Raw genomic sequence first — 23,793 nt, 5'->3', positions numbered from 1 at the left:
GGCATGGCGGAGGCGAAACGCGAGATCGAGCGCAAGTACGAATCCGACGACAGCGGGCTGCCCGACCTGACCGGCGCCGGCGGCGTGGCCGCCGTCCTCGACAAGGGCCTGGTCGACCTGGACGCCACCTACTACGACACCGCCGACGAACGCCTGACCGCCGCCTCGCTCACGCTGCGCCGCCGCACCGGCGGCGCGGACGCAGGCTGGCATCTGAAGTTCCCGGTCGCCCCCGGAGTCCGCGACGAGATCAGGGCCCCGCTGTCCGACACCGTCCCCGAGGACATCGCCGCCCTCGTCCGCTCCCGCGTCCGGGACACCGAGCTGATCCCCCTGGTCCGGCTGCGCTCCTCCCGCGACGTGCGGCACCTGGTCGACGCCGAGGGCACCCTGCTGGCCGAGGCGAGCCTCGACACCGTGACCGCCGAGCGGCTCACCGGCAAGAGGCGGGCCGCCCAGTGGACCGAGATCGAGGTGGAACTGGCCGACGGCGGCGACCCGGCCGTCCTCGACCAGCTGGAGAAGCGGCTGCGCAAGGCGGGCGTACGCCCCGCCGCCTCGCCGTCGAAACTGGCCCGCGCCCTGGAACTGACGGCCGGCCGCCGCCGCGGCGGCAAGACCGGCCCCCCGCCGCCGGTGACCGCCGGCGACCACGTCCTCGCCTATCTCCGCACCCAGCGGGACACCCTGGTCGAGCTGGACCCCGCCGTCCGCCGCGGACTCCCCGACGCCGTACACCGCATGCGGGTCGCCACCCGCCGCGCCCGCAGCACCCTGCGCACCTTCGGCACCGTCCTGGACCGCACCGTCACCGACCCCCTCGGCGCCGAGCTGAAGTGGCTCGCGGCCGAGCTGGGCACCGACCGCGACCAGGAGGTGCTGGCCGACCGCCTGAAAACCGCCCTCGACGCACTCCCGCCCGCCCTGGTCACCGGCCCCGTCCCCGAGCGGCTCACCGCCTGGGCCGACGCCCGGCACCGCAGCGCCCACGCCCACCTGACCGGTGTCCTGGACTCCCGCCGCTACCTGACCCTGCTGGACACCCTGGACGCCCTCCTCGCGGACCCGCCACTGCGCAAGGCGGCCGGGAGGAAACCGGGGAAGGTGCTCGGCAAGGCCGTGGGCAAGGACGAGAAGAAGCTCGCGGCCGTCCTGGAACACGCGCTGGAGCTGCCACCGGGCCAGGACCGCGATCTCGCCCTGCACGAGGCCCGCAAGAAGGCCAAGCGCACCCGCTACGCCGCCGAGGCCGCCACCGCGGCCCTGGGCGCCCCCGCCCGCGCCCTCACCGCGGGCATGAAGTCCCTCACCACCCTCCTCGGCGACCACCAGGACGGCGTCATGGCCCGCCGCACCCTCCTGGAGCTCGCTGCGGTGGCTCACGCGGCAGGTGAGAGCGCGTTCACCTACGGCGTGCTGTACGGCAGGGAGGAGGCGCGAGCGGCGGCCACGGAGGCGGAGCTGCCCGCACGGTGGAGGAAGATCAGGTCCGGGGCGGCCGGCTGAGCATCCGGCTGGGCGTTCGGGACAGGCCGCCGGGCGGGTTACGCTTGATGGTCACCCCGCCCCCAGCCTCCGGCCGGGGGTACCCCCCAGTCAGCTCATGAAGGTTCGCGAGATGCCTGTCGAGTCGGTTTTCCCGCAGCTCGAAGCTCTGCTCCCGCACGTGCAGAAGCCGATCCAGTACGTCGGCGGCGAGCTCAACTCCACGGTCAAGCCGTGGGACGAGTGCGACGTCCGCTGGGCGCTCATGTACCCGGACGCGTACGAGGTCGGCCTGCCCAACCAGGGCGTGATGATCCTCTACGAGGTCCTCAACGAGCAGGAGGGCGTCCTCGCCGAGCGCACCTACAGCGTGTGGCCGGACCTGGAGGCGCTGATGCGCGAGCACGGCGTCCCCCAGTTCACGGTGGACAGCCACCGCCCGGTGAAGGCGTTCGACGTGTTCGGCCTCAGCTTCTCCACGGAGCTGGGCTACACGAACATGCTCACCGCCCTGGACCTGGCCGGTATCCCGCTGGAGTCCAAGGACCGCACCGAGGACGACCCGATCGTCCTGGCCGGCGGCCACGCGGCCTTCAACCCGGAGCCGATCGCCGACTTCATCGACGCGGCCGTGATCGGCGACGGCGAGCAGGCCGTCCTCGACATGACCCGGATCATCCGCGAGTGGAAGGCGGAGGGCCGCCCGGGAGGCCGCGAGGAGGTCCTCTTCCGCCTCGCGAAGACCGGCGGGGTCTACATCCCGGCGTTCTACGACGTCGAGTACCTCCCCGACGGCCGCATCGCCCGCGTGGTCCCCAACAAGTCCGGCGTCCCGTGGCGCGTGTCCAAGCACACGGTCATGGACCTGGACGAGTGGCCGTACCCCAAGCAGCCCCTCGTGCCGCTCGCCGAGACGGTCCACGAGCGCATGTCCGTGGAGATCTTCCGCGGCTGCACCCGCGGCTGCCGCTTCTGCCAGGCCGGCATGATCACCCGCCCGGTCCGCGAGCGCTCCATCACGGGCATCGGCGAGATGGTCGACAAGGGCCTGAAGGCGACGGGCTTCGAGGAGGTAGGCCTGCTGTCCCTCTCCTCGGCGGACCACTCGGAGATCGGCGACATCGCCAAGGGCCTGGCGGACCGCTACGAGGACGACAAGATCGGCCTCTCCCTCCCGTCCACCCGTGTCGACGCCTTCAACATCGACCTGGCGAACGAGCTGACCCGCAACGGCCGCCGCTCCGGTCTGACCTTCGCCCCCGAGGGCGGCTCCGAGCGCATCCGCAAGGTCATCAACAAGATGGTCTCGGAGGACGACCTGATCCGCACGGTCGCCACGGCGTACGGCAACGGCTGGCGCCAGGTGAAGCTGTACTTCATGTGCGGCCTGCCCACGGAGACCGACGACGACGTCCTCCAGATCGCCGACATGGCGACGAAGGTCATCGCCAAGGGCCGCGAGGTCTCCCGCTCGAACGACATCCGCTGCACGGTCTCGATCGGCGGCTTCGTCCCCAAGCCCCATACCCCCTTCCAGTGGGCCCCGCAGCTCTCCGCGGAGGAGACGGACGCCCGCCTGGAGAAGCTGCGCGACAAGATCCGCGGCGACAAGAAGTACGGCCGCTCCATCGGCTTCCGCTACCACGACGGCAAGCCGGGAATCGTGGAAGGCCTCCTGTCGCGGGGCGACCGCCGCATCGGCGCCGTCATCCGCGCGGTCTACGACGACGGCGGCCGCTTCGACGGCTGGCGCGAGCACTTCTCCTACGACCGCTGGATGGCCTGCGCGGACAAGGCGCTGGCCCCCTACGGCGTGGACGTCGACTGGTACACCACCCGCGAGCGCACCTACGAGGAGGTCCTCCCCTGGGACCACCTCGACTCCGGCCTGGACAAGGACTGGCTCTGGGAGGACTGGCAGGACGCCCTCGACGAGACGGAGGTCGAGGACTGCCGCTGGACCCCGTGCTTCGACTGCGGCGTATGCCCGCAGATGGACACCCACATCCAGATCGGCCCGACCGGGAAGAAGCTCCTGCCGCTGACAGTCAAGAACGCGGGTCCGGCGCCGGCTGCGAGTGGGCACTCGCACTGAGGTGGGCGAGCGCTCGATCGGGTGATCGAGGGCGAGGCGGCTGCGGCGCTGTCTGAGTTCGCTCGTGCCTCGTCCTCGCTCTATGGTGTCGGCGGCGTGCTCCCGGAGAGCAGCGCCTGCGGCCGTCGGTCGAGTAGCGCGGCGCTCGTGCGAGCACTCGGCCGGCAATGTCCCGTGAGGACGATGCGGACGGCGCCACGATCTTCGCGGTGGTCAACCAGGCGCCGGGCTGGAGGCGGTGGCAGGGGCCGCGGTGAGCGGCCCCTGCCGGCTGGTGGGGAGCGGTCAGCCGTTGATCATGTCTCTGGTCTGGGCGTAGACCGTCGCGTCGGTGAGCAGGCCGGTGTGGGTGAGGCAGGCGGTCTTGGTGTTGGCGGCGCCGGACAGGGAAACGGAGCTGTCGGGGTTGATCACCGTGTCGCAGGGCGACCACCAGGTGGCGTAACGGGGTGAGCCCGGTGTCTCGTCGCCGGAGTTGAGGGCGGCGAGGAAGCCGGAGCCGATGCGCATCTCGGTGCAGGAGGTGTCGAGGCAGCTGTTGGCGCTGTCGGTGCCGTGGTTCGGTCCTCCCAGTGACACCCAGGCGTCGACCTTGGAGGCTCCGCCGAGGTTCTTGAGGTAGTAGCGCGAGGAGAGCCCTCCCATGGAGTGGCTGACGATGTCGACCTTGGTGGCGCCGGTGGCGGCGAGGAGACGGTCGACTTCGGCGGACAGCTGCTGGGCGGTCGTGGCATTGGACTGATGCCAGTCGTAGGACCACTGGTCGAGGTACGAGGACGGCCAGCCGTCGGTTCCGAAACGGCCCGCCATGGTGTTCCAGTTGCCGGCGTCACCGGTGTAACCGTGCACAAAGAGGACGGGATTGCTGGTCGAGTCGAAGGTCGAGCTGTTCGACGCCTGGGCGGGGAGGGAGGCGTGTACGGCGAGAAGGGCGGCGGCCACGGCGACGGCTGCGCCGGCAAGGGTTTTGTTCACGACGGACTCCCGGGTGGGGTTCGGGACAGCGCTCGACGGCGCGTTCTGGCGAAGGACAGCGCTGGGGCGTTTCCCGGGTCGCGGGAGCTCCTGCCTAGGGGCGTGCGGCGGCATGCCGGGGGGCCGTTCGCCGTGGCCGCACGGGGGAGAGGACACCGGTGTCATCGAGGGTGGCGTGAGCGTACTGACCGGTAGGTATCAGTGGTCAAGAGGCGTGCGCGGAAATGTTTCCACCCGGCCGGTCCTCGGCGCGGCGCGTCCTGCGCGCCCTGTGGAGCGGCCACAGGGCGGCCGTCGGGTCCTACGGAATGAACAAGTCGGCCAGGTAGGTCGGTTCGGTCTCTATCTCGGCGTACCGCCCCGTCTCCTTCGACCAGGCGACGTTCCCGGCGGTGAGCGCGTGGAAGTCCCTGACGCAGAGCAGTGCCTCGTCGACGTCGTCGGCGAGGCCGGAACGCGTCAGCCGTTCGGGCAGGACCTGTTCGAGATCGAGGATGCGCTGGACGTATCCGGCCTGCATCACGGCCACTCGCTCCACCGCCTCCTGGAGGCTGCACCGGTGATGATGGCAGATCACCGTGACGGCGTTGAACGCATAGTCATGCGCGAGTTCTTTGGGTAGCGAGTAGAGGTCGTTGATGCAGGCGTTCGCGTAGATCACCGCCTCTCGCATGTCCGCAAAGGCCGGGTTCGCATGCAGTTGGTCGGACAGGTCGACACCGGTACCGATTTCCATCAGGTCCAGAACGGCGTCGAACGCGAACGAGGCGCGGCGGTGGGCGAGATATTGCTGCAGGCCGGGTACGCGCCCTTCCTCACGATGAATCATGTCGGCCCGGTAGCTGTCGAAATACCACAGCAGGTGCGGGATGAATCGTCGCTGCCATGCGGAGGAACGGACAGCCGTCGTGCGGCGCCACAGATCGGCCAGGGAGCGCGCCAGTCGCCCGGCCGCAACGGTTCCGTCGAAGACGGCGAACAGTGGCCCGAACGCCTCCCGCCACCGCTCGGGCTGGTAACCGCGCACCGGGTCGTCGTCGAACTGGTCGTCCAACTGGAAGAGCCACGCGTTCCACTGGGTGATCAGCGTCAGCGCCTCCTGCTCAGCGTTCGGGCACAGCCATGCGGTAAGCCGGTCCACACGAGTGCGCTGCACATGCCGACGCGCCTCCTCGGTGGGCACCAGGCCGAACTCGTCCAGCCATGCCTCAGCCGCCGCAGCAGCCTCCTGGAGTTCCGGATTGAGCGCTGCCGGTACGGGTATGTAGAGGTCCGGAATCCGGAAATTGTCCATTCGTCAGCTCGCTTCTCGGTAATCCTCTGCCTCGCGACATCCAGTGACACCGGCGTAAATTACCCTGCGGAGAAGCACAACGGCCGGGCAATTCGGTGGTCCGCTCATACGAGGTCCCGGCGACAGCGGCCTGTTGGGAACAGGCGGGGTCAGGGCAGGGTCAGCTGCGGTGGCCGGGCCGGTTCAGACGAGCCAGGAGCAGAGCGACGTCGTCGCCCAGGCCGTGAGCCTTCTGCGTACCGTCGAGGAGGTCGTCGACAACCCTCTCCAGGTCCGCAGTGGGAGCGCCTCGCAGACCTCGGAGAAACCTCTCGGTGCCCTGGTCGATGTCCTTGTTCACGGCTTCGAGCAGGCCGTCGGTGGTCAGCGCGAGCACGCTGCCCGGAGCGATGCGAAGGCGGGTGGTGGGGTACCGCTGCTCCCGGTCGATTCCCAGAGGGAGGCCGCCGGGGACCTCCAGGAGTCGCGGCGGTTTGCGGGGCGTGATCAGCGCTGGGGCCGGATGACCGGCCCGGCACACCCGGAGCGTTCCGTCGAAGGGGTTGAGCGCCATGTAGCAGCATGTGGCGAACAGGGCCGAGTCCGGGTCGGTGTTCAGCTCGGCCAGCAGGCGGTTGGTGCGTTCCAGGACGGCCGCGGGCGGGTGTCCTTCGTTCGCGTAGGCGTGCACGGCGGTACGCAGCCGCCCCATGAGAGACGCGGCGTGAACGCTGTGTCCCTGCACGTCTCCTATGACCAGAGCCACGCCACCGTCGGGCAGGCTGATGGCGTCGTACCAGTCGCCACCGATCCACATGCCGGAGGTGGCAGCCTGGTAGCGGGCGGCGATGGTCACACCCGGCACGGTGAGCGGCCCGCGCGGCAGCATGCCACGCTGGAGCTCGGTGGCGAGTGCGTGTTCCGACTCGTACATGCCGGCTCGCTCCAGTGACTGGGCGAGCAGTCCCATGGCGGCGACCAGGAGGGCCCGCTCCTCGGTCAGGAACTCCTGCGGCTCGGGGAAACTGACGAGGCAGGAACTGGCGCGGCCGCGCGAGTCCGTGAGCGGCACCGCCGCCCACGCCTGTGGGGCCGACTGCGCGAGCGGTGCCAGGTGCGGATGATCGGTGATCAGTTCGTCCGCGGAGCGGACGAGAACGGGCGCTCTCCGGACGAGTGACTCCTCCACGAGGGCGCGGGCCGTGGCGTCGAGGACTCGAAGAGAGTCCTCCTTCTGCTCGTCGTCGGCGCACGAGGCGACGACGGTCAACCGGTTCCCTTCCGGGGCGATCACCGCCAGTGCGTCCGCTCCGAAGGTACGCAATCCTGCTTGTGCGGCGGTCATGATGTCCCTGACCGTCACCGCGGCGGCCAGAGCCGAGGTCAGCTCCCGCATCCAGCGGTCACGGGTGGCGCGCTCGTACAGCCGACGCTTCTCCGCCTCGTGGCGTTCATGGACGGCCGTGGTGTCCATGACCACTCCGACCATGCGGGCCGGCAGCCCGTCAGCGCCGGGCAGGACGCGGCCCCGGGCTTCCAGGGACCTGAGCCGGCCGTCGTCGGAGGTGACGCGGTACTCGATCTGGTAGTTGCCGCAGGACTCCGCTATCAGACCCAAGGCATCGCGCACATCGGCCAGATCGGACTCGTGCACGGTGGCCAGGAAGCTCGAGATGTCCGACGGGCCGTTCTCGGGCAGGCCGTGCAGCGCGAGGGTGAGGGGATCGCAGCTCACCTCGCCCGTGGCGATCTCCCAGCAGTAGAAGCCCGCCTGCACGATGCTCGCGCTGGCCTGGAATGCGCCGGAATCGAACTCATCTTCCCGGAGCACGGCAGTGCGCACCGATCCGACGTCTTCCACTAGATCTCCCTGCCGCGGCGTGAACTACTTCCCTCTGAGGGGTCAACGGTGCTCAACCGAATCGGCCACGAACTGTGGTGAGCGGCCGACGGAAACCAGCCAGTATGGCGACTTGAGACCTACGGGACTGGGACACCAACCCCTCCAATAGGTGACGGGGGTTTCGCAGCTGAATGCGCTCCCGCTCTTCCAGGGAAGATCGCCTGAACGACCCGACTGTGGCCGGATCGTGCGCATGGTAGTGACTTTCCGGATCTTGCGCCAGATGCCCCACTCGGCAGACTACGTCTGCCAGCCACGCGAAGAGTTTCACCACAACCGCGCGCCCACCACCGGCCGTCAAGCACGCTCAACGGCTGAACGGACAGCCGTTGGCGGAGGTGGGCCGGGACGAGGCGGTGGCTGTGCCGGCCTCGTGTGTCGGCACCGCTGGCGTCTCGTGCCGGGCCCCGGAAGTGCTCAGCGCTCGTCTGCGAAGCGGAGTGGGTCTTTGCCTCCGGCTTGTGCATGACCAGCATCGCCATTGAGCCCCCCCTTTTCCCTTGCAGGAAGAGGGCTCGCCGGCGTGTGACCAACCGGTACCGCGCCCGCCATCCGCCCGACGGGGTGGAAGGCCTGTCCGGGAACTCGCTACCGGCCCAGGACCGGCGTGCGCGCTCAGCGTGCCGGTGACGGTGCGGAAGAGGGCGTCGGGAGGGGGCTGATACCTGGTTCGAAGTGCGTGCGGAGATAGATGCGGGTGCGGTTCGGGGCGTACTCGTGTGCGTACAAGCTGGTGCACTTGTCGTCTGAGGTGTCGTACGGATCGGTGGTGAGGACGCCCGGAGTGCCGGCGGGCTCGTCGTCGGTGCCGGGGCAGACGTCGCCGTACCGCATGCCGTCCTTGAAGGTCTCAGGTTCCGGCAGCCCGAAGTGGGCGAAATCCGACGGAGGTGTGTCGGGCTGGGCCGCCGTCGGCGTCAGCCACTTGCCGGTCGGATGGTGTTTCTCCAGATAGGCCTCGGCCTCGGACCTCGTCAGGGTGAAGGTGAGGAGGCCGGTGTCGAAGCGGGACGTGACCTTGTAGGCGGCCTGAGCGGACCGGGCTGTGGCCGGGACGTCGAGACCCATGTGCTCGCTCATCCACTCGGGCCTGATCCCCTCGGCCCACCGCGTGTCCGCCCCCCTGTCGGCCGGCCGGTCACCGCCGCCGCCTAGGAGCGATCCCGCGGCGACCACGGCGCCGGTCACGGTCAGCGCGGCGGTGGTCACGCCTGCCACGAGCCACTTTCGTTGGCGACCACGGCTGCTGCCGCCGTCCCCGACGGGGCCCTCGGGAGTCCTGCAGGGGGAGAAGTCGTTCACCGGACCGCCGTCCTGCCCGTCTCCCTGCCGGTTGTGCGGCCCTGCTGCTGCTCCCGGCCGGGGTCCATGCGTCCGTCCCTGCTTTCGTCGGGACCCGGTAGTGGGTCGTTGTTGGGCTGTGAAGAGCCGAGATCGTAGTGCCGGACACCGCTGCTGCCCGCCATGTCGAACTCCTGGGCGAGCCCGGTCCGGTGCAGCTTCGCCATCTGTCCGTCCGGGATGTCCAGTGGGCCGATGGTGACCCCCTTGCCTTCGTCCCAGTTGTACCGGTCCCAGACGTTCGCCTGGTAGTCGATGCCGATCTTCGCGTTGCCGTGGCCGTCGGGAACCGCCGTGACCACACCGGTCACGTTGCTGTTGGCGCCACCCACTGCGTAGAACCAGTTCTCGTCGAGTTCCTTGGTGAAGTAGAAGTTCGTGTCGCGCTTCGCCTCCACCGGGAAGGCCACCGGCTTGCCGCCGTTCTTTCGAAACTCTTTGAGAGCCTGCTCGCGCCAGGCGTCCTGGTTGAGCCGCACCGTGTCGTCGACGTACGTCTTGAACGCGGGGACATCCGTCATCATCTTGTCCACGGGCAGGCCCATGGGGGTGCCGCTGTTACTCAGATAGTGCGCCATGTTCCGGGATGCGTCCGTCATGCCTTTCCAGTCGGCGCCCTCTGTGAGCAACTCCATCTTGCGCTTGGTGGCCCACTCGTCGAATCCGGGTGACTCCGATCCGTGCCGCCCTGCCCCGGCGTCGGCCGCGACCTGTGGCATGGTGGGGCTCAGTACGCCGGCCCCCATCAGGTCGTCCTTCTTCGCGAGCCAGAGGCGAGCCCGCGCCTCGGGGCTCAGCGATTCCCACAGGCGCTTCAGCTCTGCCCGCTGCTTTTCGTCGGCGTCGCGGCCCAGCGCGGCCAGCTCCTCCGCCCGGGGTAGTTGTTCCTCGTCGAGGGAGGTGTACTTGGCGTGCCCGGCGTTGTGCGGATCGTTGCCGTGGCTCTTGCGCAGTGCACGTACCGCCGCAGCGTCGACCTCGGCAGCGTGCTGGACGATTCCGGTGAGTGTGTCGGCGTACCACTGGATGTAGTCCTTGGTCCGCTGGCTCGGGCCGTCCGGAGTGCACATCGCTTCCACCACCCGGACTGTGCCGCCCGGCCCGTCCGATATGAGGAGAGCGGGATCCGGAGGATCATGGGCGGGATTGCCCTTGCGTGCCGCGTCGGTGAGGCTCTTGGCCTGCTTCTGGTAGGTCGTCAACTCCGTATGTGCGTCGGCGAGCACGGCGGCGATGCTCTCCGCCTCGGTCTGGAGGTCAGTGAATTCCTTGGCCGTCTTGCGTACGAACTCACGTGTGACGTCCGCGTTGACGCCCTTCCAGCGGGCGCCTTCGGATTTCTTGACCAGGCCGTCCCGCGCATCGTCGGCCAGTTCGGCCAGGTCACCGGCCATCGCCTTCCAGTCGGACACCGCCGTGCCCAGCTTGGTGAGGTCCAGAGACATGAGGTCGGAGTAGGTGAAGTCTCCCATTACTTCCCTTACTCGAAGTACTCGTTCAGTGCCGAGACGGGTACCGGTCCGGCACGGCCACTGAGGTCCGCGGCGATGCGTGCGTCATCGCGTGCGTGCAGCTTCTTGCTGTAGTCGAGGTGATCGGAGATGTGGGCACACGCCTGGAGAACGTGCTTGACCTGTGAGGTCCAGATCTCAACGGTCGATTCGAGTTCCGAACCGAGCCCGAGGTGGTGGCTCTTGAGCGCGGCGGCGGCCTGCATGGTGGATCCCGAAGCATCGCTTCCGGAGCCCGCAGCCGCGATGTCTGCCTTCTTGCTCAGTTCGCCGTGGAGGATGAACGCCTCATGGCCGACGGCCCCCAGGTCGTCCTGGTGCACGACGAGATCGGCGGGGCCGGACCCACTGGATCCGGCCTGGTTCAGCCGCATCCGCGTTCGTTGGCCGGCTGCCGCTGCTGCCTTGGCCCTCTCCCACTCTTCCCACGCCATGGGACCCCCGTCCTCTGGTCGACCAGACACTGACACTTGGCCAGCGCACCACCGAAGGTACCAACTCTGCCGAAGGCGCTTCAGTTTGTTCGCGTTGCCTGCCGACTCAGCACCGCGCAGGCCGGCAGGGACGGGTACGTGCAAGTGGCCTGCCACAGGCAGGCCACCACAGCTCGTGATGGGCAGGGCCGTTCACGGGCAGGTTTGCGGCTCGGGCCCAGTTGCAGCGCGGTTCTCCGGGGTCTGGGGTGGGTGCAGGGTCCGTCCGGTGCCGATGATCTTCTCGTACGGGCGGTGAGGTGTTCGAGGGCGCGCTGGGCCTGTCCGTTCTGCGGCGAGTTGTCTTGCTCACGCAGGGGGCCGTTGCTAAGCCTTGGGCACTCGACGCTAGGGAGCACGCTGTGCATCAAAAGCCCCCTCTTCCCGTTCCTCCGCGTTCACGTGTCCGGGCATTCCTCTGCGCCGTCGCGGCCATCGCCCTGGTGACGCTCACCGCTGCGACAAGTCCCCCCGACACGGACACCCGGACGGCGGCGGACCCGGCAGCCGTGGTCCGCGAGTGGAACGCCATCGCCACCGACACGATCACGACCAGCCTCGGCCCACGCCCCTCCGGGCAGGCAGCGATCTGGGAGGGGTTCGTCTCCGTCGCCGTGTACAACGCCGTGGTGGGGATCGAAGGCCGCTACGCCCTGTACAAATGGCACGAGCGCGGTCCGGCCAAGGCATCCTCCGCAGCGGCCGCCGCCACTGCGGCCCACGACGTGCTGCTCACCTACTTCCCGGCCTTCAAGGAGCGGCTCGACACCGCGTACGCGGACTCGCTCGCCGCTCTTCCGGCCGGTCAGGCCAGGGACCGGGGCGTGGACTACGGAAAGCGCGCCGCCGCCCGCATCATCGAACTCCGGGAAGGGGACGGCAGGTTCGCGGACGTTCCTTTCACCGCTTCCCCCGCACCGGGGGTCTGGCGGCCCACTCCGCCCGCGTTCCAGCCCTTCATCGACACCTGGCTCGCCAGGCTCCGTCCCCTCCTGCTCGCTTCCCCGCAGCAGTTCCGCCCCGGCGAACCCCCCGCCCTCTCCTCGGCCGCTTACGCCAAGGACGTCCAGGAGCTGAAGGTCATGGGCGCGAAGACCGGCTCGGGCAGGAGCGCGCAGCAGACCGAGACCGCCCTCTTCTTCAGCGGCAACCTGGTCGTACAGGTCCAGACAGCCGTACGGGACCATGCCGCCCGGCACCGGCTCGGCATCGCCGAGACGGCCCGGCTGTTCGCCGCGGTGAACGCGTCGGCGACCGACGCCGTCGTCACCGCGTGGGACGCCAAGCTCCACTACGGCACCTGGCGGCCGATCACCGCCATCCGCCTCGCCGACACCGACGGCAATCCCGCGACGACGGCTGACCCGGCCTGGGAGCCGCTGCTCCTCACTCCGCCACACCCGGACTACATCGCCGGCCACACGACCGTCGCCGCGGCCGTGGCACGCGCCATGAGCGGCGTTCTCGGCACCTCGCACATCGACCTCCACGTCCCCTCCGAGGCCACCGGCAACACGCGGTTCTACGGGTCCGCCGACGACCTCAACCGGGACGTCGTCGACGCCCGTGTGTGGGGCGGCGTCCACTCCCGCACGGCGGACGTGGTCGGCTGCCGGGCCGGCACCCGGCTGGCCGCATGGGCGCTGGAGCACTACTTCCAGCCGGTCGCCAAGGACGGTACCCAGCCGTCCCCGCCGGGCAGATCCGCCGAGCCGAAGTGCGGCGAGGACACCGACTGAACCACAGAACCGAAGTGGACCCGGCGTCCAGCCGGGGACGCGTCATGCCCCCCAGCAGCAGGCTGCACCGGCGTCTGGTAGCGCTGCTCTCCGAGACCGCGGGCCGAGTGTGGGGGACGGTCAGGAACGCGGGGCCCGCGCCGGGCATGTGGCTGGGCCGGCGGCGGACGGTGCTTTGCGGCACCGTCCGCCGGCGTCACCTGGTTCTCCCGGCGGACCCGGCGGCTTCCGCCAGGCCGGCTTCGGCTGGTTGGTCTCGGCCAAGCGGCTGAACTCCGTGGCGCGTCGGGGATCTGTCGCCGCGGCGGCTGAAATGCTTGGCCGATGACACCCGGGACAGGCGCTGCCGACAGTTCGGCAGGGGCGCGTTCGGTCCTGTGGACCCTCGCGGCCGGGCAGTTCCTGATGGCGCTCGACAGCTCCGTGATGAACGTGTCCATCGCAACCGTGGCCGATGATGTGGGCACGACGGTGACCGGGATCCAGGGCGCCATCACGGCCTATACGCTCGTGATGGCGATGTTCATGATCCCGGGCGGCAAGGTCGGGGCGCTGATCGGCCGCAGACGCGCGTTCATGATCGGTTGCTGCATTTACGCGGGCGGCTCCCTCACCACGGCGCTTGCGCCGAATCTGCCCGTGCTGCTGCTCGGCTGGTCATTCCTGGAGGGCATCGGGGCGGCGCTCATCCTGCCCGCGATCGTGGCGCTCGTGGCCGGCAACTTCACCGCGGAACGGCGTCCCGCCGCTTACGGACTCGTCGCGGCCGCGGGTGCCGTGGCGATCGCACTCGGGCCACTGATTGGGGGTTTCGCCACGACCTACCTCTCCTGGCGCTGGGTTTTCGCCGGTGAGGTACTGGTGGTCATCGGCATTCTGGCGTTCGCCCGCCGCATTGCCGACGTCGTGGGCGGCAAACGTCCGCACCTCGATCTCATCGGCACGCTGCTGTGCGCCCTGGGGCTCGGCCTTTTCGTCTACGGCGTGCTCCGCTCGGACGAATGGGGCTGGTTCCGGCCGAAACCCCATGCGCCCGCGTGGCTGGGATTCTCGCTGGTCGTCTGGCTGATGTTGGCGGGCCTGCTTCTGGTGTGGCTCTTCCTCCGCTGGCAGGTCCGTCTCGTGCAGCGGCACAGAGAGCCGCTCATCGACCCGGCCCTGCTGCAGAACAAGCAGCTCACCGGGGGCCTGACCATGTTCTTCTTCCAGTACCTCGTTCTGATGGGCGTGTTCTTCGTCGTACCGCTCTATCTGTCGGTCGCCCTGGGCCTGTCCGCGCTCAGGACGGGCGCATGGCTGCTGCCCCTGTCGCTGACCATGCTGGCAGCCGCGACCCTGATCCCACGCTTCTTCCCGGACGTCTCACCGAGGCGGGTGGTGCGGCTCGGGATCCTCGCGTTGCTCGCCGGTGCGGTGGCCCTGATGGCCGCGCTGGACGCGGGCGCCGGAGCGGAGATCGTCACCGTCCCCCTTCTGCTGGTCGGCCTCGGCATGGGCGCGCTCGCGTCCCAGCTCGGGTCCGTCACCGTCTCGTCGGTGCCGGACGAGCAGAGTGCGGAAGTCGGCGGCATCCAGAACGCCGCCACCAACCTCGGCTCCTCGATGGGCGCGGCGCTGGCCGGATCGATCCTGATCGCCGTGCTCGCGTCTTCCTTCCTGACCAGTGTCGAGCAGAATCCGGCGATCCCGGCCGAGGTCAAGAGCCAGGCCGCCGTCGAACTTCAGAGCGGCGTGACGTTCCTGTCGGACGCCGGGCTCAAGGCTGCTCTCGACGCGGCGGGCACGAACGAGGAGGTTGCCCGGGCCGCGCTGAAGGCGAACGCCGACGCCCGGCTGGCCGGCCTGCGCGCCGCGCTCGCGATCCTCGCGTTCGCCTCCGTGCTGGCGCTGTTCTTCACGTCAAGGATCCCGAGGACGCAGCCCCGCTCGACGCAGTCCCGCTCGGCGTAGCCCGCCCGCAGGAGTGGCCGCTCGGGGCCGGCCCGGGCGGCCTGAGGTGTCATTCCCCCGTTGTCCGGCCGTCCGCCGGGGGCAGGTGGTCGTCCAGCCAGTCGAAGACGCGCTGCTCGAACAGTGCGCGGCCCATCGGTTCGCAGTGCAGATGGGCGCCCTCCTCCTCGGTGAAGCGGACCAGGTGCTTCGGGCTGGGCAGGGCGTCGTACAACTCGCGGGAGCCGCCCGGCCAGAAGTGTTCGCCGTCCGGGTCGGTGATGAGCAGGGGGGTGGTGATCCGGTCGGCGACGGGTGTGACGTCGTACCGGGAGACCTCCGTCAGCAGGTCGAACGGCGAGTCGATGCCGTACGGCTTGGCCCGCCAGCGCCACTGCGCGGCCAGGGCCGGATCCTGGCGCAGGCCCTCTGTGATGAAGCCGTCGAAGGCGGCGCGGTCGCCGGACTCCCACAGGGCGCGCAGGTCGGGACCGAGGTTGTGCCACCAGCTGTCCGCCACCCGGACCACCCCCGGGTCGGCGACCGCGGCGGCGATCCGGTGCTCGAAGGCGAGGGCCCGCGGAACCCAGTACCCGGCCTGGCTGATGCCGGCCAGGGCGAGCCGCCGGGGGGCGACGTCGGGGCGGGCCAGGAGGAAGTCGACGACCGGGGTGATCACGTTCTCCCAGTCGGGCCGGAAGGTCACTCCCCGCTCGAAGAGCATCGACTGCTGGCCCGGGCCGTCGAAGAGCAGGACGCGGTAGCCGCGGGCCACCGCCGGGGCGCCGATCAGCGTCCAGGCGGCGCTGATCGGGCCGTCACTGCCGTTGTTGACGATCAGCGTGGACTGCGGGCCGGACCCGCCCGGCGGGCCGACCAGGTACCCGGGCAGGGATGCGTCCTCGTAAGGAATGGACACGGGCTCGGCGGGCGGGTCCCAGGCCGCGAGGAAGCGGTCGAAGCAGGCGCGGTGCTCGGGAAACACCTCGGCCAGCTGCTTCCCGGGATCGGCGGCCGCGTCCACGCCCACCAGCGCGGTGCCGAAATACCCGGCGGCGCGCAGCCAGCCGTCCCGCGCGCTCACCGTCCGCCCCTCGGCCGCGGCGCGCTCGGCCCGCTCCCGGACCCCGCGGGCCAGCTCCGCCCAGGCCGTGTACCAGGCCTGGCCGTCCCCGTCCGCCACGGCGGAGGCGGTGGCCAGCACCTCGCCCACGTCGGCGCCCTGCCGCCAGGCCGAGCCCAGGGCGAGCCGGATCTCGTAGTCGAACTGGACGTTGTCGTTGAAGCGGTACGTCATGGCGGCTCCCGGACAGACGACGGCGGCATCCCCCGCGTGCCCGGACCGCATCTCCACGGTAGGAGGGCCGCGGGCCGGGCGCACAGCGGACGGCGTGCGGCCCGCGGCGGACGGCAGCACGATGGAGGAGGAGGGGGGCGGCCGTGGCACGCATCCGACGGGAGACCTCTCATGGCTCAGCAGACGGAGAGGAAGGCCCCGACCGAGAAGCCTGCCGGTGCGGGCAGTGTGTTCTTCTCGTTCGCGCCCTGGATCATCTTCGGGGTGGTCGCCAGCCCCAGTACGTGGAAGTACGCCGCGCTCGCCGCACTGGTCGCCGCGATCGTCCTGTCCGGGAAGGACATCGCCCGGCGCAGGTTCTACCTCCTCGACATGGTGGGCATCGTGTTCTTCGCGGTGATCACGGTCCTCGGGCTCGCCCTGGACCGCTCGCAGCTCCTGTGGCTGGAGACCTACGCCCAGGTCATCTCCAACGGAGTCATCGCCGTGGTCGCGCTGGGCTCGCTGCTCAAGGACCCCTTCACCGCGCAGTACGCGCGGCAGCAGACACCGCGCGAGTTCTGGGACTCGCCCGTCTTCCTGCACATCAACCGGGTGCTGACCGCCGCGTGGGGCGCGGTCTTCGTCCTCATGGCCCTGTCGACATGGGTGGCCATCCGCGTCCCGTCCCTGGACGACTGGCTCAACTGGGTCGTCCCGGTGGTCCTGCTGGTCGCGGTCGTGAAGTTCACCGAGCGCTATCCCGAGGCCTACAAGGCGCGTGTGACGTAGTGCATCCGTACGGGGGTGCGGAGCGTCTATGCGGGCATGGAGCTCGACAAACCACCCGCGCAGCCGCAGCAACCCGGGGGCTGCCTCGTCGTCGCCGTCCGCCTACCGGTGCGGATCGTCGTCCTGGTGCTGGTCGTGCCGGTGCGGATGGTCTGGGACGCGCTCGTCGTCACCGGGCGGTTTCTCCGGGACACCGTGCTCCGGCCGCTCGGGCGGGCACTGCTGTGGGCCGGCAGGGCCGTGTTCGTCTGGCCGTTCGTGGGCCTGTGGCGGTACGTCCTGGTCCCCGCCGGCAGGGTGCTCGCCTGGCTCGGCACCGTCCTCGTCGTCGTGCCGGCCGGGTGGCTGTACCGGTACGTCCTCACCCCCGCCGGACACGCCCTCGCCTGGCTGGCGCGCGGGGCGGGCGCCGGGTTCGGTCGGGTGTACGCGCGCGTGCTCACCCCGGTCGGGCATGCGCTGACCTGGCTGCTGAAGGGCGCCGGCGCGGTGCTGGCCGCCGTCGGGTTCGGTGTGTACACCACCGTCGCCTGGCTGACGCGGTACCTGCTCGTCGTGCCCGCCCGGTGGCTGTACACCTGGCTCCTCGCGCCCGTCGGCCGGGCCGTCGCCTGGTGCGTACGGGGACTCGGGTGGCTGCTGGGCGTGCTCGGCACCGGCGCCGGTCTCGCCCTGTACTGGACGGCACGCGTCCTGCTCGTGCTGCCCGCGCTCGCGCTGTGGCGCTGGGTGCTGGCGCCCGTCGGCCGGTTCCTCGCGGTCGTCGCGCACGAGGTCGGCGACGCGCTCGGACACGCCTGGCGGGTCGCCGGGCGGATCTCGCGGGCCGTCGGGCGGGCGCTCGGGACCCTCTTCCGGTGGATCTTCGTGGAGCCGGTGCGCTGGGTGTACCGGAGCATCCTCACCCCGGTCGGGCACGTCGTACGGGACGCCGTCCTGCGGCCCGTCGCCGACGGCGTGCGCGCGGTGGGCCGGGTCTCGCGCGAGGCGCTCGCCTCGGCGCGCGACACCGTGCGGCAGGCCCGCGCCGACGTGCGGCGCATGCTGTTCGGCGAGGCCCGGCAGCCGGTGCCGGCGGACCGGCGGGAACCTCCGGGGCGCGACACACGTACTCTTGGTAGGAGTACGACCGCTCTCACGAAGGACTGAACGACACTGGGCAAGCGACAGCCCGAAGGCCCGCCGCCCGCACCCGCGGTGCAGCGCATCCGACTGCGCTACACCAAGCGCGGCCGCCTGAGGTTCACCAGCCACCGAGACTTCCAGCGCGCCTTCGAGCGGGCGCTGCGCCGCGCCGAGGTGCCCATGGCGTACTCGGCGGGGTTCACGCCGCACCCGAAGGTGTCGTACGCCAATGCCGCACCCACCGGCACGGGCAGTGAGGCGGAGTACCTGGAGATCGCGCTCACCGAACCGCGCGACCCCGAGACCCTGCGCGTCCTCCTCGACGAGTCGCTGCCCGCCGGGCTCGACGTCATCGAGGCGGTCGAGGCACGGACCTCGGGCCTCGCCGACCGGCTGACGGCCTCCGTGTGGGAGCTGCGGCTGGACGGGGTCGACCCGGCCGACGCCCGGCGCGCGGTCGAGGCCTTCACCGGGGCCGGCAGCGTCGAGGTGCAGCGCATGACCAAGAACGGCGTCCGCACCTTCGACGCCCGCCCGGCCGTGGTGAGCCTGGAGACGCACGGTTCGCCGGCTGATAGGCCGACCGACCAGCCCTGTGCGATACTGCGGCTGGTTGTTCGGCACGTGACGCCTGCCGTACGACCCGACGACGTCCTGTCCGGTCTCCGCGCCGTGGCCGACCTGGCGCCGCCGGTCCCCGCAGCGGTGACCAGGCTGGCGCAGGGGCTGTTCGATGAAGAGACCGGCACGGTGACCGACCCGCTCGCGCCCGACCGCGAGGCTGCCGGGGGCCTGACGGCCCAGCCGGCCGCCGCCGCGACGGCGCCGGACGGTCCCGCGTAGGGACGGACGTCGTAGCGCCGCCCTCGTACTCGGGAGCCACCTGGGTCGGGCAGCGCACCGACCAGAAGACTTTCGCCAGGCCGTACCGACAAGGCGTACGGAACCGGCGAGACAGGACACAGAGTGCTCCCGTGCGGCGCCCGCGCCCCGGACGGCGGCCATCGCGCATCGCGCGGGCCGCGGACGTCAACGGCGGACGGTCCCCTGGGACCGGAGCCGGACCAGGTGCGGCGCCCGGGAGCCTGACGGGAGAAACGCCCGCATGCTCGAGCCGACCGAACCCACCGAGGGTTCCGAACTCAACACGCCCAGCGACACCCTGCCGCCGCGCAGGCGTCGTCGTGCCGCCTCCCGCCCGGCGGGTCCGCCCGCCGCGGCCGCGGAGGCGCCCGCCGAGGTCACCGTGCCGGCCATACCGGCCGCCGACGCCGACGAGGTCGCCGAAGTGACCGAGGACGCCGAGACCACCGAAGCCACGGAGGCCGCCGAGGTCGCCGAGGCCGAGGGCACCGAAGAGGCCGCCGCGCCCGCCGCGCGTCCGCGTCGCCGTGCCGCCCGCCGTGCGTCGGCGCCCGCCGGGTCGCCGGCGTCCGCCGAGGCCGCCGAGACCGTGGTTCCGGCCGCGTCCGCCGAAGAGCCGGAGAAGACCGCCGTGGCGGAGGCCGGCGCGGTCGTCACCGGCGAGGAGGCCGCCCCGCGCCGCACCCGGCGCCGGGCCACGCGCAGCGTTTCCGCGCCGACTGCTGCCGAGACCGCTGCCGCCGAGACCGGTGCCGCTGCCGAGGCCGCCGCGACGGAGGCGCCTGCCGCCACGGGGGCCGCCGCTCCCGCGCCCGCCGCCGAGGAGGCCGCGCCCGCCGCGCGTCCGCGTCGCCGTGCCGCCCGCCGTGCGTCGGCGCCCACCGGGTCGCCGGCGTCCGCCGAGGCCGCCGAGACCGTGGTCCCGGCCGCCGCGCCCGCTCCGGTGGCCGAAGCCGCGGAGGCCGCCGCTCCGGCGCCGGCCGCCGAGACCGAAGAGCCCGCAGCCCCCGCGCGTCCGCGCCGCCGTGCCGCTCGCCGTGCGTCGGCGCCCGCCGGGTCGCCGGCGTCCGCCGAGGCCGCCGAGACCGTCGTGCCGGCCGCGTCCGCCGGTGCGCCGCAGGCCGCCGAGGGGGCTCCCGCCGCCGTTGCGGAGCCGGAGCAGGCTGCCGTGGCCGAGGAGGCTCCGGCCGCTGTGGAGCCGGAGGCCGCCGCCGAGGAGGCCGCCCCGCGTCGTACGCGCCGCCGGGCCACCCGCCGGGTGTCCGCGCCCGCCGGTGAGCCCGCGGCCGCTGAGGCCCAGGAGGCTCCCGCCGCCGCTGCGGCTGCCGTGCCGGAGGCCGCCGAGGGGGCTCCCGCCGCCGTTGCGGAGCCGGAGCAGGCTGCCGTGGCCGAGGAGGCTCCGGCCGCTGTGGAGCCGGAGGCCGCCGCCGAGGAGGCCGCTCCCCGTCGTACGCGCCGCCGTGCCACCCGCCGGGTGTCCGCGCCCGTCACCGAGGAAGCCGGGGCCGCCGAGGCCGGCCGGCAGGAGGAGGCCGCGGTGACCACCCCCACCCCGGAGGAGACCGCGCACACCACCGAGCCGGCCGCCGCCGCACAGGCGCCGCAGGCCGCCGAGTCCGAGGCAGGGGCCCCGCGCCGGTCCCGCCGCCGGGTCGTCCGCGCCGCGTCCGGGTTCGCCGAGCCCGCCCGCGCGGCCCGGCCCGCCGCCGCGGAGGCCGCCGAGGCCGATGCCCCGCGCCGCCCCGCCCGCCCCGCCGTCGCCGTCTTCCAGCCGCCGGTCTTCACCGAGCCCAAGTTCCAGACCCCGGAGCGGGCCGCTGCCGAGGCCGCTGCCGAGACCGCCGAGGTGGAGGAGCCCGAGGAGTACGCGGAGGAGCGCGTCGAGACCGGCACCCGCCGGCGCCGGCGCCGCCGTGCTGCCGCCGAGGAGACCCGCCCGGTCGAGGCCGCCGCCGAGGAAGAGGAGGAGGCCGAGGAGGCCCCCGAATCGGCCGAGGACCTCGCCGAGGGCGAGGAGGGCGACGAGACCGAGGGCGCCGAGGGCTTCGAGGAGTCCGGTTCGCGCCGCCGGCGCCGCCGTGGCGGACGCCGTCGCCGGCGCGGTGACGCGGCCGAGGGCGAGTCCGGCGAGGGCATGGACGCCGACGCCGAGGAGCTGGCCGCCGAGCAGGCCGAGCAGGACGCCGAGGACACCGCCGAGCAGGAGGAAGAGGACGCCGAGGAGGGCCGCTCCGAGGAGGGCGGTGCTTCCAGCACCAGCAGCCGCCGGCGTCGTCGCCGCCGGCGCCGGGCCGGTGACACCGCCGCCGACGCCGAGCCGTCCGCCGACGACCCGGAGCGCACGGTCGTCAAGGTCCGCGAGCCGCGCAAGCCCAGCGAGCCGTCCGACGAGGTGCAGTCCATCAAGGGCTCGACCCGTCTGGAGGCCAAGAAGCAGCGCCGCCGGGAAGGCCGTGAGCAGGGCCGCCGACGCGTTCCGATCATCACCGAGGCCGAGTTCCTGGCCCGGCGCGAGGCCGTCGAGCGCGTCATGGTCGTCCGGCAGAACGGCGACCGCACGCAGATCGGCGTCCTGGAGGACGGGGTGCTCGTCGAGCACTACGTCAACAAGGAGCAGTCGACCTCGTACGTCGGCAACGTCTACCTCGGCAAGGTGCAGAACGTCCTGCCGTCGATGGAGGCCGCCTTCATCGACATCGGCAAGGGCCGCAACGCCGTCCTGTACGCCGGCGAGGTCAACTTCGAGGCGCTCGGCATGGCCAACGGGCCGCGGCGCATCGAGGCCGCGCTGAAGTCCGGCCAGTCGGTCCTCGTGCAGGTCACGAAGGACCCGATCGGGCACAAGGGCGCGCGTCTGACCAGCCAGGTCTCCCTGCCGGGCCGCTACCTCGTGTACGTCCCCGAGGGCTCGATGACCGGCATCAGCCGCAAGCTGCCCGACACCGAGCGGGCCCGGCTGAAGACCATCCTCAAGAAGATCGTCCCCGAGGACGCGGGCGTCATCGTGCGCACCGCCGCCGAGGGCGCGAGCGAGGACGAGCTGCGCCGCGACGTCGAAAGGCTCCAGGCGCAGTGGGAGGACATCCAGAAGAAGGCCAAGAACGGCGGCAGCGCGCCGACGCTGCTGTACGGCGAGCCGGACATGACCGTCCGGGTCGTGCGCGACATCTTCAACGAGGACTTCTCCAAGGTCATCGTCAGCGGTGACGAAGCCTGGCAGACGATCCACGGCTACGTCGCGCACGTCGCCCCGGACCTGGCCGGCCGGCTGTCGCGGTGGACGAGCGAGGTCGACGTCTTCGCCACCTACCGGATCGACGAGCAGCTCGCCAAGGCGCTGGACCGCAAGGTCTGGCTGCCCAGTGGCGGTTCGCTGGTGATCGACCGGACCGAGGCGATGGTCGTCATCGACGTCAACACCGGCAAGTTCACCGGCCAGGGCGGCAACCTGGAGGAGACGGTCACCAGGAACAACCTGGAGGCGGCCGAGGAGATCGTGCGCCAGCTGCGGCTGCGCGACCTCGGCGGCATCATCGTGATCGACTTCATCGACATGGTCCTGGAGTCCAACCGGGACCTGGTGCTGCGCCGCCTGCTGGAGTGCCTGGGCCGCGACCGTACGAAGCACCAGGTGGCCGAGGTGACCTCGCTGGGCCTGGTGCAGATGACCCGCAAGCGGGTCGGCCAGGGCCTGCTGGAGTCCTTCTCCGAGACCTGCGTCCACTGCAACGGCCGCGGTGTCATCGTCCACCTGGACCAGGCCACCGCGAACGGTGGCGGCGGCAAGCGCAAGAAGCGCGGCGGCCGGGGCGAGGCCCCGGAGCCCGTGCACGAGCACGTGCACGAGACCGCCGCCGTGGCCGTGGAGACCGGCGAGGCCGTCGAGCCCGAGGTGGAGACCGCCGCGGAGGTGGCCGCCGAGGCCGCCGAGCCGGTGGCCCTGCCGGCGCCCGAGTTCGCGCCGGACGAGGAGCTGTACAGCAGCGTCGCCGAGGCGGAGGCGGCGGCCGGCCGTGGCCGTACGCGGCGCCGGGCGAGCCGCCGGGCGTCCGCTCCGGCGGGCGCGCCCAAGGCGGAGCGTGCGCCCAGGGCCGAGCGGGCCCCCAGGGCCGAGAAGCCGGAGCAGGCCCCGGTGGCCGAGCCGGCTGCCGAGGTCCGGGTTCCGACCGCCCAGGACGTCACCGCCGAGGAGGCGGCGGCGCGCCCGGTGCAGCCGGAGCCGGCCGCGGAGGCGCTGGCCGAGCCGGTGGCCGCCGAGGACCAGGTGGTTCCGGCGCCGCAGGCCGAGGCCCCCGCCGCCGAGGAGGCCGCGCCCAAGGGCCGTACGCGCCGTCGGGCCACCCGGAAGGTGTCGGCCCCGGCCGGCTCTCCCGAGGGCGCCGAGGCGGCCGTGGTGACGGTGGCGGAGACCGCGCCCGCGGCCGAGGCGCCGGCGGAGCAGCCCGCTCCGGCCGCCGAGGCCCCGGCCGAGCGGCCGGCGGAGGCCGAGAGCGCCGCCGCCCCGGCCCGTCCGCGCCGCCGTGCGGTGCGCAAGGCCACCGCGCCGACCGCACCTGAGGAGACGGCCGTCGTGGTCGTACCGTCGGCCGCGCCGGAGGCTGCCGAGGCGGCACCGGCCGAGGCGGCCCCGCAGGCCCCGGCGGGCGAGGTGACGGCCGAGGAGGTGGCCGAGGCGACCGCTCCGGCCAAGAAGGCGGCCCGCAAGACCACCGCCAAGAAGACCGCGGCCAAGAAGACGGCCGCCAAGAAGACCGCGGCCAAGAAGACGGCCGCGAAGAAGACGACGGCCAAGAAGGCGACGAAGACCGCCAAGACGGCCGCCGCGAAGTCGACGGCGAAGAAGACCACCACGGTCTCCACCGCCGCCGACGAGGGCTGACGCCCGGGGGTGTGCGGCCGGTTCAGGTGACCGGCCGCACACCCGTGGGGCCCGTCCCACGTGACCGGCCGCACACCCCCGGGGCCCGGTTTGACCCCCTCGCCCGTGGCCCCGTAACCTTGACCGTCGGCGT

Annotated in this window: 15 protein-coding genes; 8 read left to right on the top strand and 7 right to left on the bottom strand. The window is 71.8% G+C overall.

Annotation, left to right across the window (positions count from 1 at the left end; all coding sequences use genetic code 11):
- The first annotated feature begins 3 nt into the window (after positions 1-3).
- Together S1361_RS14305 and S1361_RS14300 are read left to right on the top strand one after the other, a co-directional pair.
- Positions 4-1,506, top strand: a complete 1,503-nt coding sequence (locus S1361_RS14305; protein ID WP_208032232.1) for a CYTH and CHAD domain-containing protein — start codon at positions 4-6, stop codon at positions 1,504-1,506.
- Between the two features lie 112 nt (positions 1,507-1,618).
- Positions 1,619-3,580: a TIGR03960 family B12-binding radical SAM protein gene (locus tag S1361_RS14300; RefSeq protein ID WP_208032231.1), complete on the top strand. Its 1,962-nt coding sequence runs from the start codon at positions 1,619-1,621 to the stop codon at positions 3,578-3,580.
- 285 nt (positions 3,581-3,865) lie between these two features.
- Here the strand turns inward: S1361_RS14300 and S1361_RS14295 are convergent, their stop codons facing one another.
- The 6 genes from S1361_RS14295 to S1361_RS14270 form a co-directional block, all read right to left on the bottom strand.
- Complete coding sequence (locus S1361_RS14295) at positions 3,866-4,555, bottom strand: esterase/lipase family protein (RefSeq protein WP_243769170.1); 690 nt, start codon at positions 4,553-4,555, stop codon at positions 3,866-3,868.
- A gap of 301 nt (positions 4,556-4,856) precedes the next feature.
- Entirely contained in the window at positions 4,857-5,849 is a 993-nt protein-coding gene (locus tag S1361_RS14290; RefSeq protein WP_208032230.1) for a terpene synthase family protein, read from the bottom strand.
- 160 nt (positions 5,850-6,009) lie between these two features.
- The gene (locus S1361_RS14285) at positions 6,010-7,689 is read right to left on the bottom strand and encodes a PP2C family protein-serine/threonine phosphatase (protein WP_208032229.1); all 1,680 of its coding nucleotides are present in this window, start codon (positions 7,687-7,689) and stop codon (positions 6,010-6,012) included.
- 657 nt (positions 7,690-8,346) lie between these two features.
- A complete protein-coding gene (locus S1361_RS14280) occupies positions 8,347-8,949 on the bottom strand; it encodes a hypothetical protein (RefSeq protein ID WP_243769169.1) in 603 nt (200 codons plus the stop codon).
- 80 nt (positions 8,950-9,029) lie between these two features.
- Positions 9,030-10,544: a hypothetical protein gene (locus S1361_RS14275; protein ID WP_208032227.1), complete on the bottom strand. Its 1,515-nt coding sequence runs from the start codon at positions 10,542-10,544 to the stop codon at positions 9,030-9,032.
- 8 nt (positions 10,545-10,552) lie between these two features.
- On the bottom strand, positions 10,553-11,017 hold the full coding sequence (locus S1361_RS14270; protein WP_208032226.1) for a hypothetical protein: 465 nt from the start codon (positions 11,015-11,017) through the stop codon (positions 10,553-10,555).
- A gap of 482 nt (positions 11,018-11,499) precedes the next feature.
- Here S1361_RS14270 and S1361_RS14265 point away from each other — a divergent pair, with 482 nt between their 5' ends.
- Both S1361_RS14265 and S1361_RS14260 read left to right on the top strand, forming a co-directional pair.
- Positions 11,500-12,795, top strand: coding sequence for a vanadium-dependent haloperoxidase (locus tag S1361_RS14265; protein WP_208032225.1), 1,296 nt, complete (start codon positions 11,500-11,502; stop codon positions 12,793-12,795).
- Positions 12,796-13,119: 324 nt separating this feature from the next.
- Positions 13,120-14,745: an MFS transporter gene (locus tag S1361_RS14260; RefSeq protein ID WP_208032224.1), complete on the top strand. Its 1,626-nt coding sequence runs from the start codon at positions 13,120-13,122 to the stop codon at positions 14,743-14,745.
- A 49-nt stretch (positions 14,746-14,794) separates the two neighbouring features.
- On the opposite strand, the gene S1361_RS14255 is transcribed toward S1361_RS14260, so the two are convergent.
- Positions 14,795-16,021 (bottom strand): alpha/beta hydrolase family protein, encoded by a 1,227-nt coding sequence (locus S1361_RS14255; RefSeq protein ID WP_208032223.1) that lies wholly within the window; start codon positions 16,019-16,021, stop codon positions 14,795-14,797.
- A gap of 171 nt (positions 16,022-16,192) precedes the next feature.
- Here S1361_RS14255 and S1361_RS14250 point away from each other — a divergent pair, with 171 nt between their 5' ends.
- The 4 genes from S1361_RS14250 to S1361_RS14235 all read left to right on the top strand — a co-directional run bounded on the left by S1361_RS14250 (position 16,193) and on the right by S1361_RS14235 (position 23,660).
- The gene (locus tag S1361_RS14250) at positions 16,193-16,792 is read left to right on the top strand and encodes a DUF3159 domain-containing protein (protein WP_208032222.1); all 600 of its coding nucleotides are present in this window, start codon (positions 16,193-16,195) and stop codon (positions 16,790-16,792) included.
- Positions 16,793-16,828: 36 nt separating this feature from the next.
- Positions 16,829-17,941: a hypothetical protein gene (locus tag S1361_RS14245; protein WP_208032221.1), complete on the top strand. Its 1,113-nt coding sequence runs from the start codon at positions 16,829-16,831 to the stop codon at positions 17,939-17,941.
- 48 nt (positions 17,942-17,989) lie between these two features.
- Complete coding sequence (locus S1361_RS14240) at positions 17,990-18,760, top strand: TIGR03936 family radical SAM-associated protein (protein WP_208032220.1); 771 nt, start codon at positions 17,990-17,992, stop codon at positions 18,758-18,760.
- Positions 18,761-19,022: 262 nt separating this feature from the next.
- Positions 19,023-23,660, top strand: a complete 4,638-nt coding sequence (locus tag S1361_RS14235; protein ID WP_208032219.1) for an Rne/Rng family ribonuclease — start codon at positions 19,023-19,025, stop codon at positions 23,658-23,660.
- Positions 23,661-23,793: the final 133 nt, after the last annotated feature.

The organism is Streptomyces cyanogenus (assembly GCF_017526105.1).
Classification (GTDB): Bacteria; Actinomycetota; Actinomycetes; order Streptomycetales; family Streptomycetaceae; genus Streptomyces; species Streptomyces cyanogenus.
The sequence above is the reverse complement of the archived record's forward strand: the minus strand, read 5'-3'. Positions and strand labels throughout refer to the sequence as shown.

Bases quoted from the DNA above. Each gene is read 5' to 3' on its own strand.
- S1361_RS14235 (WP_208032219.1), top strand. From the start codon at position 19,023: ATGCTCGAGCCGACCGAACCCACCGAGGGTTCCGAACTCAACACGCCC.
- S1361_RS14275 (WP_208032227.1), bottom strand. From the start codon at position 10,544: ATGGGAGACTTCACCTACTCCGACCTCATGTCTCTGGACCTCACCAAG.
- S1361_RS14305 (WP_208032232.1), top strand. From the start codon at position 4: ATGGCGGAGGCGAAACGCGAGATCGAGCGCAAGTACGAATCCGACGAC.
- S1361_RS14260 (WP_208032224.1), top strand. From the start codon at position 13,120: ATGACACCCGGGACAGGCGCTGCCGACAGTTCGGCAGGGGCGCGTTCG.
- S1361_RS14255 (WP_208032223.1), bottom strand. From the start codon at position 16,021: ATGACGTACCGCTTCAACGACAACGTCCAGTTCGACTACGAGATCCGG.
- S1361_RS14245 (WP_208032221.1), top strand. From the start codon at position 16,829: ATGGAGCTCGACAAACCACCCGCGCAGCCGCAGCAACCCGGGGGCTGC.
- S1361_RS14290 (WP_208032230.1), bottom strand. From the start codon at position 5,849: ATGGACAATTTCCGGATTCCGGACCTCTACATACCCGTACCGGCAGCG.
- S1361_RS14250 (WP_208032222.1), top strand. From the start codon at position 16,193: ATGGCTCAGCAGACGGAGAGGAAGGCCCCGACCGAGAAGCCTGCCGGT.
- S1361_RS14300 (WP_208032231.1), top strand. From the start codon at position 1,619: ATGCCTGTCGAGTCGGTTTTCCCGCAGCTCGAAGCTCTGCTCCCGCAC.
- S1361_RS14270 (WP_208032226.1), bottom strand. From the start codon at position 11,017: ATGGCGTGGGAAGAGTGGGAGAGGGCCAAGGCAGCAGCGGCAGCCGGC.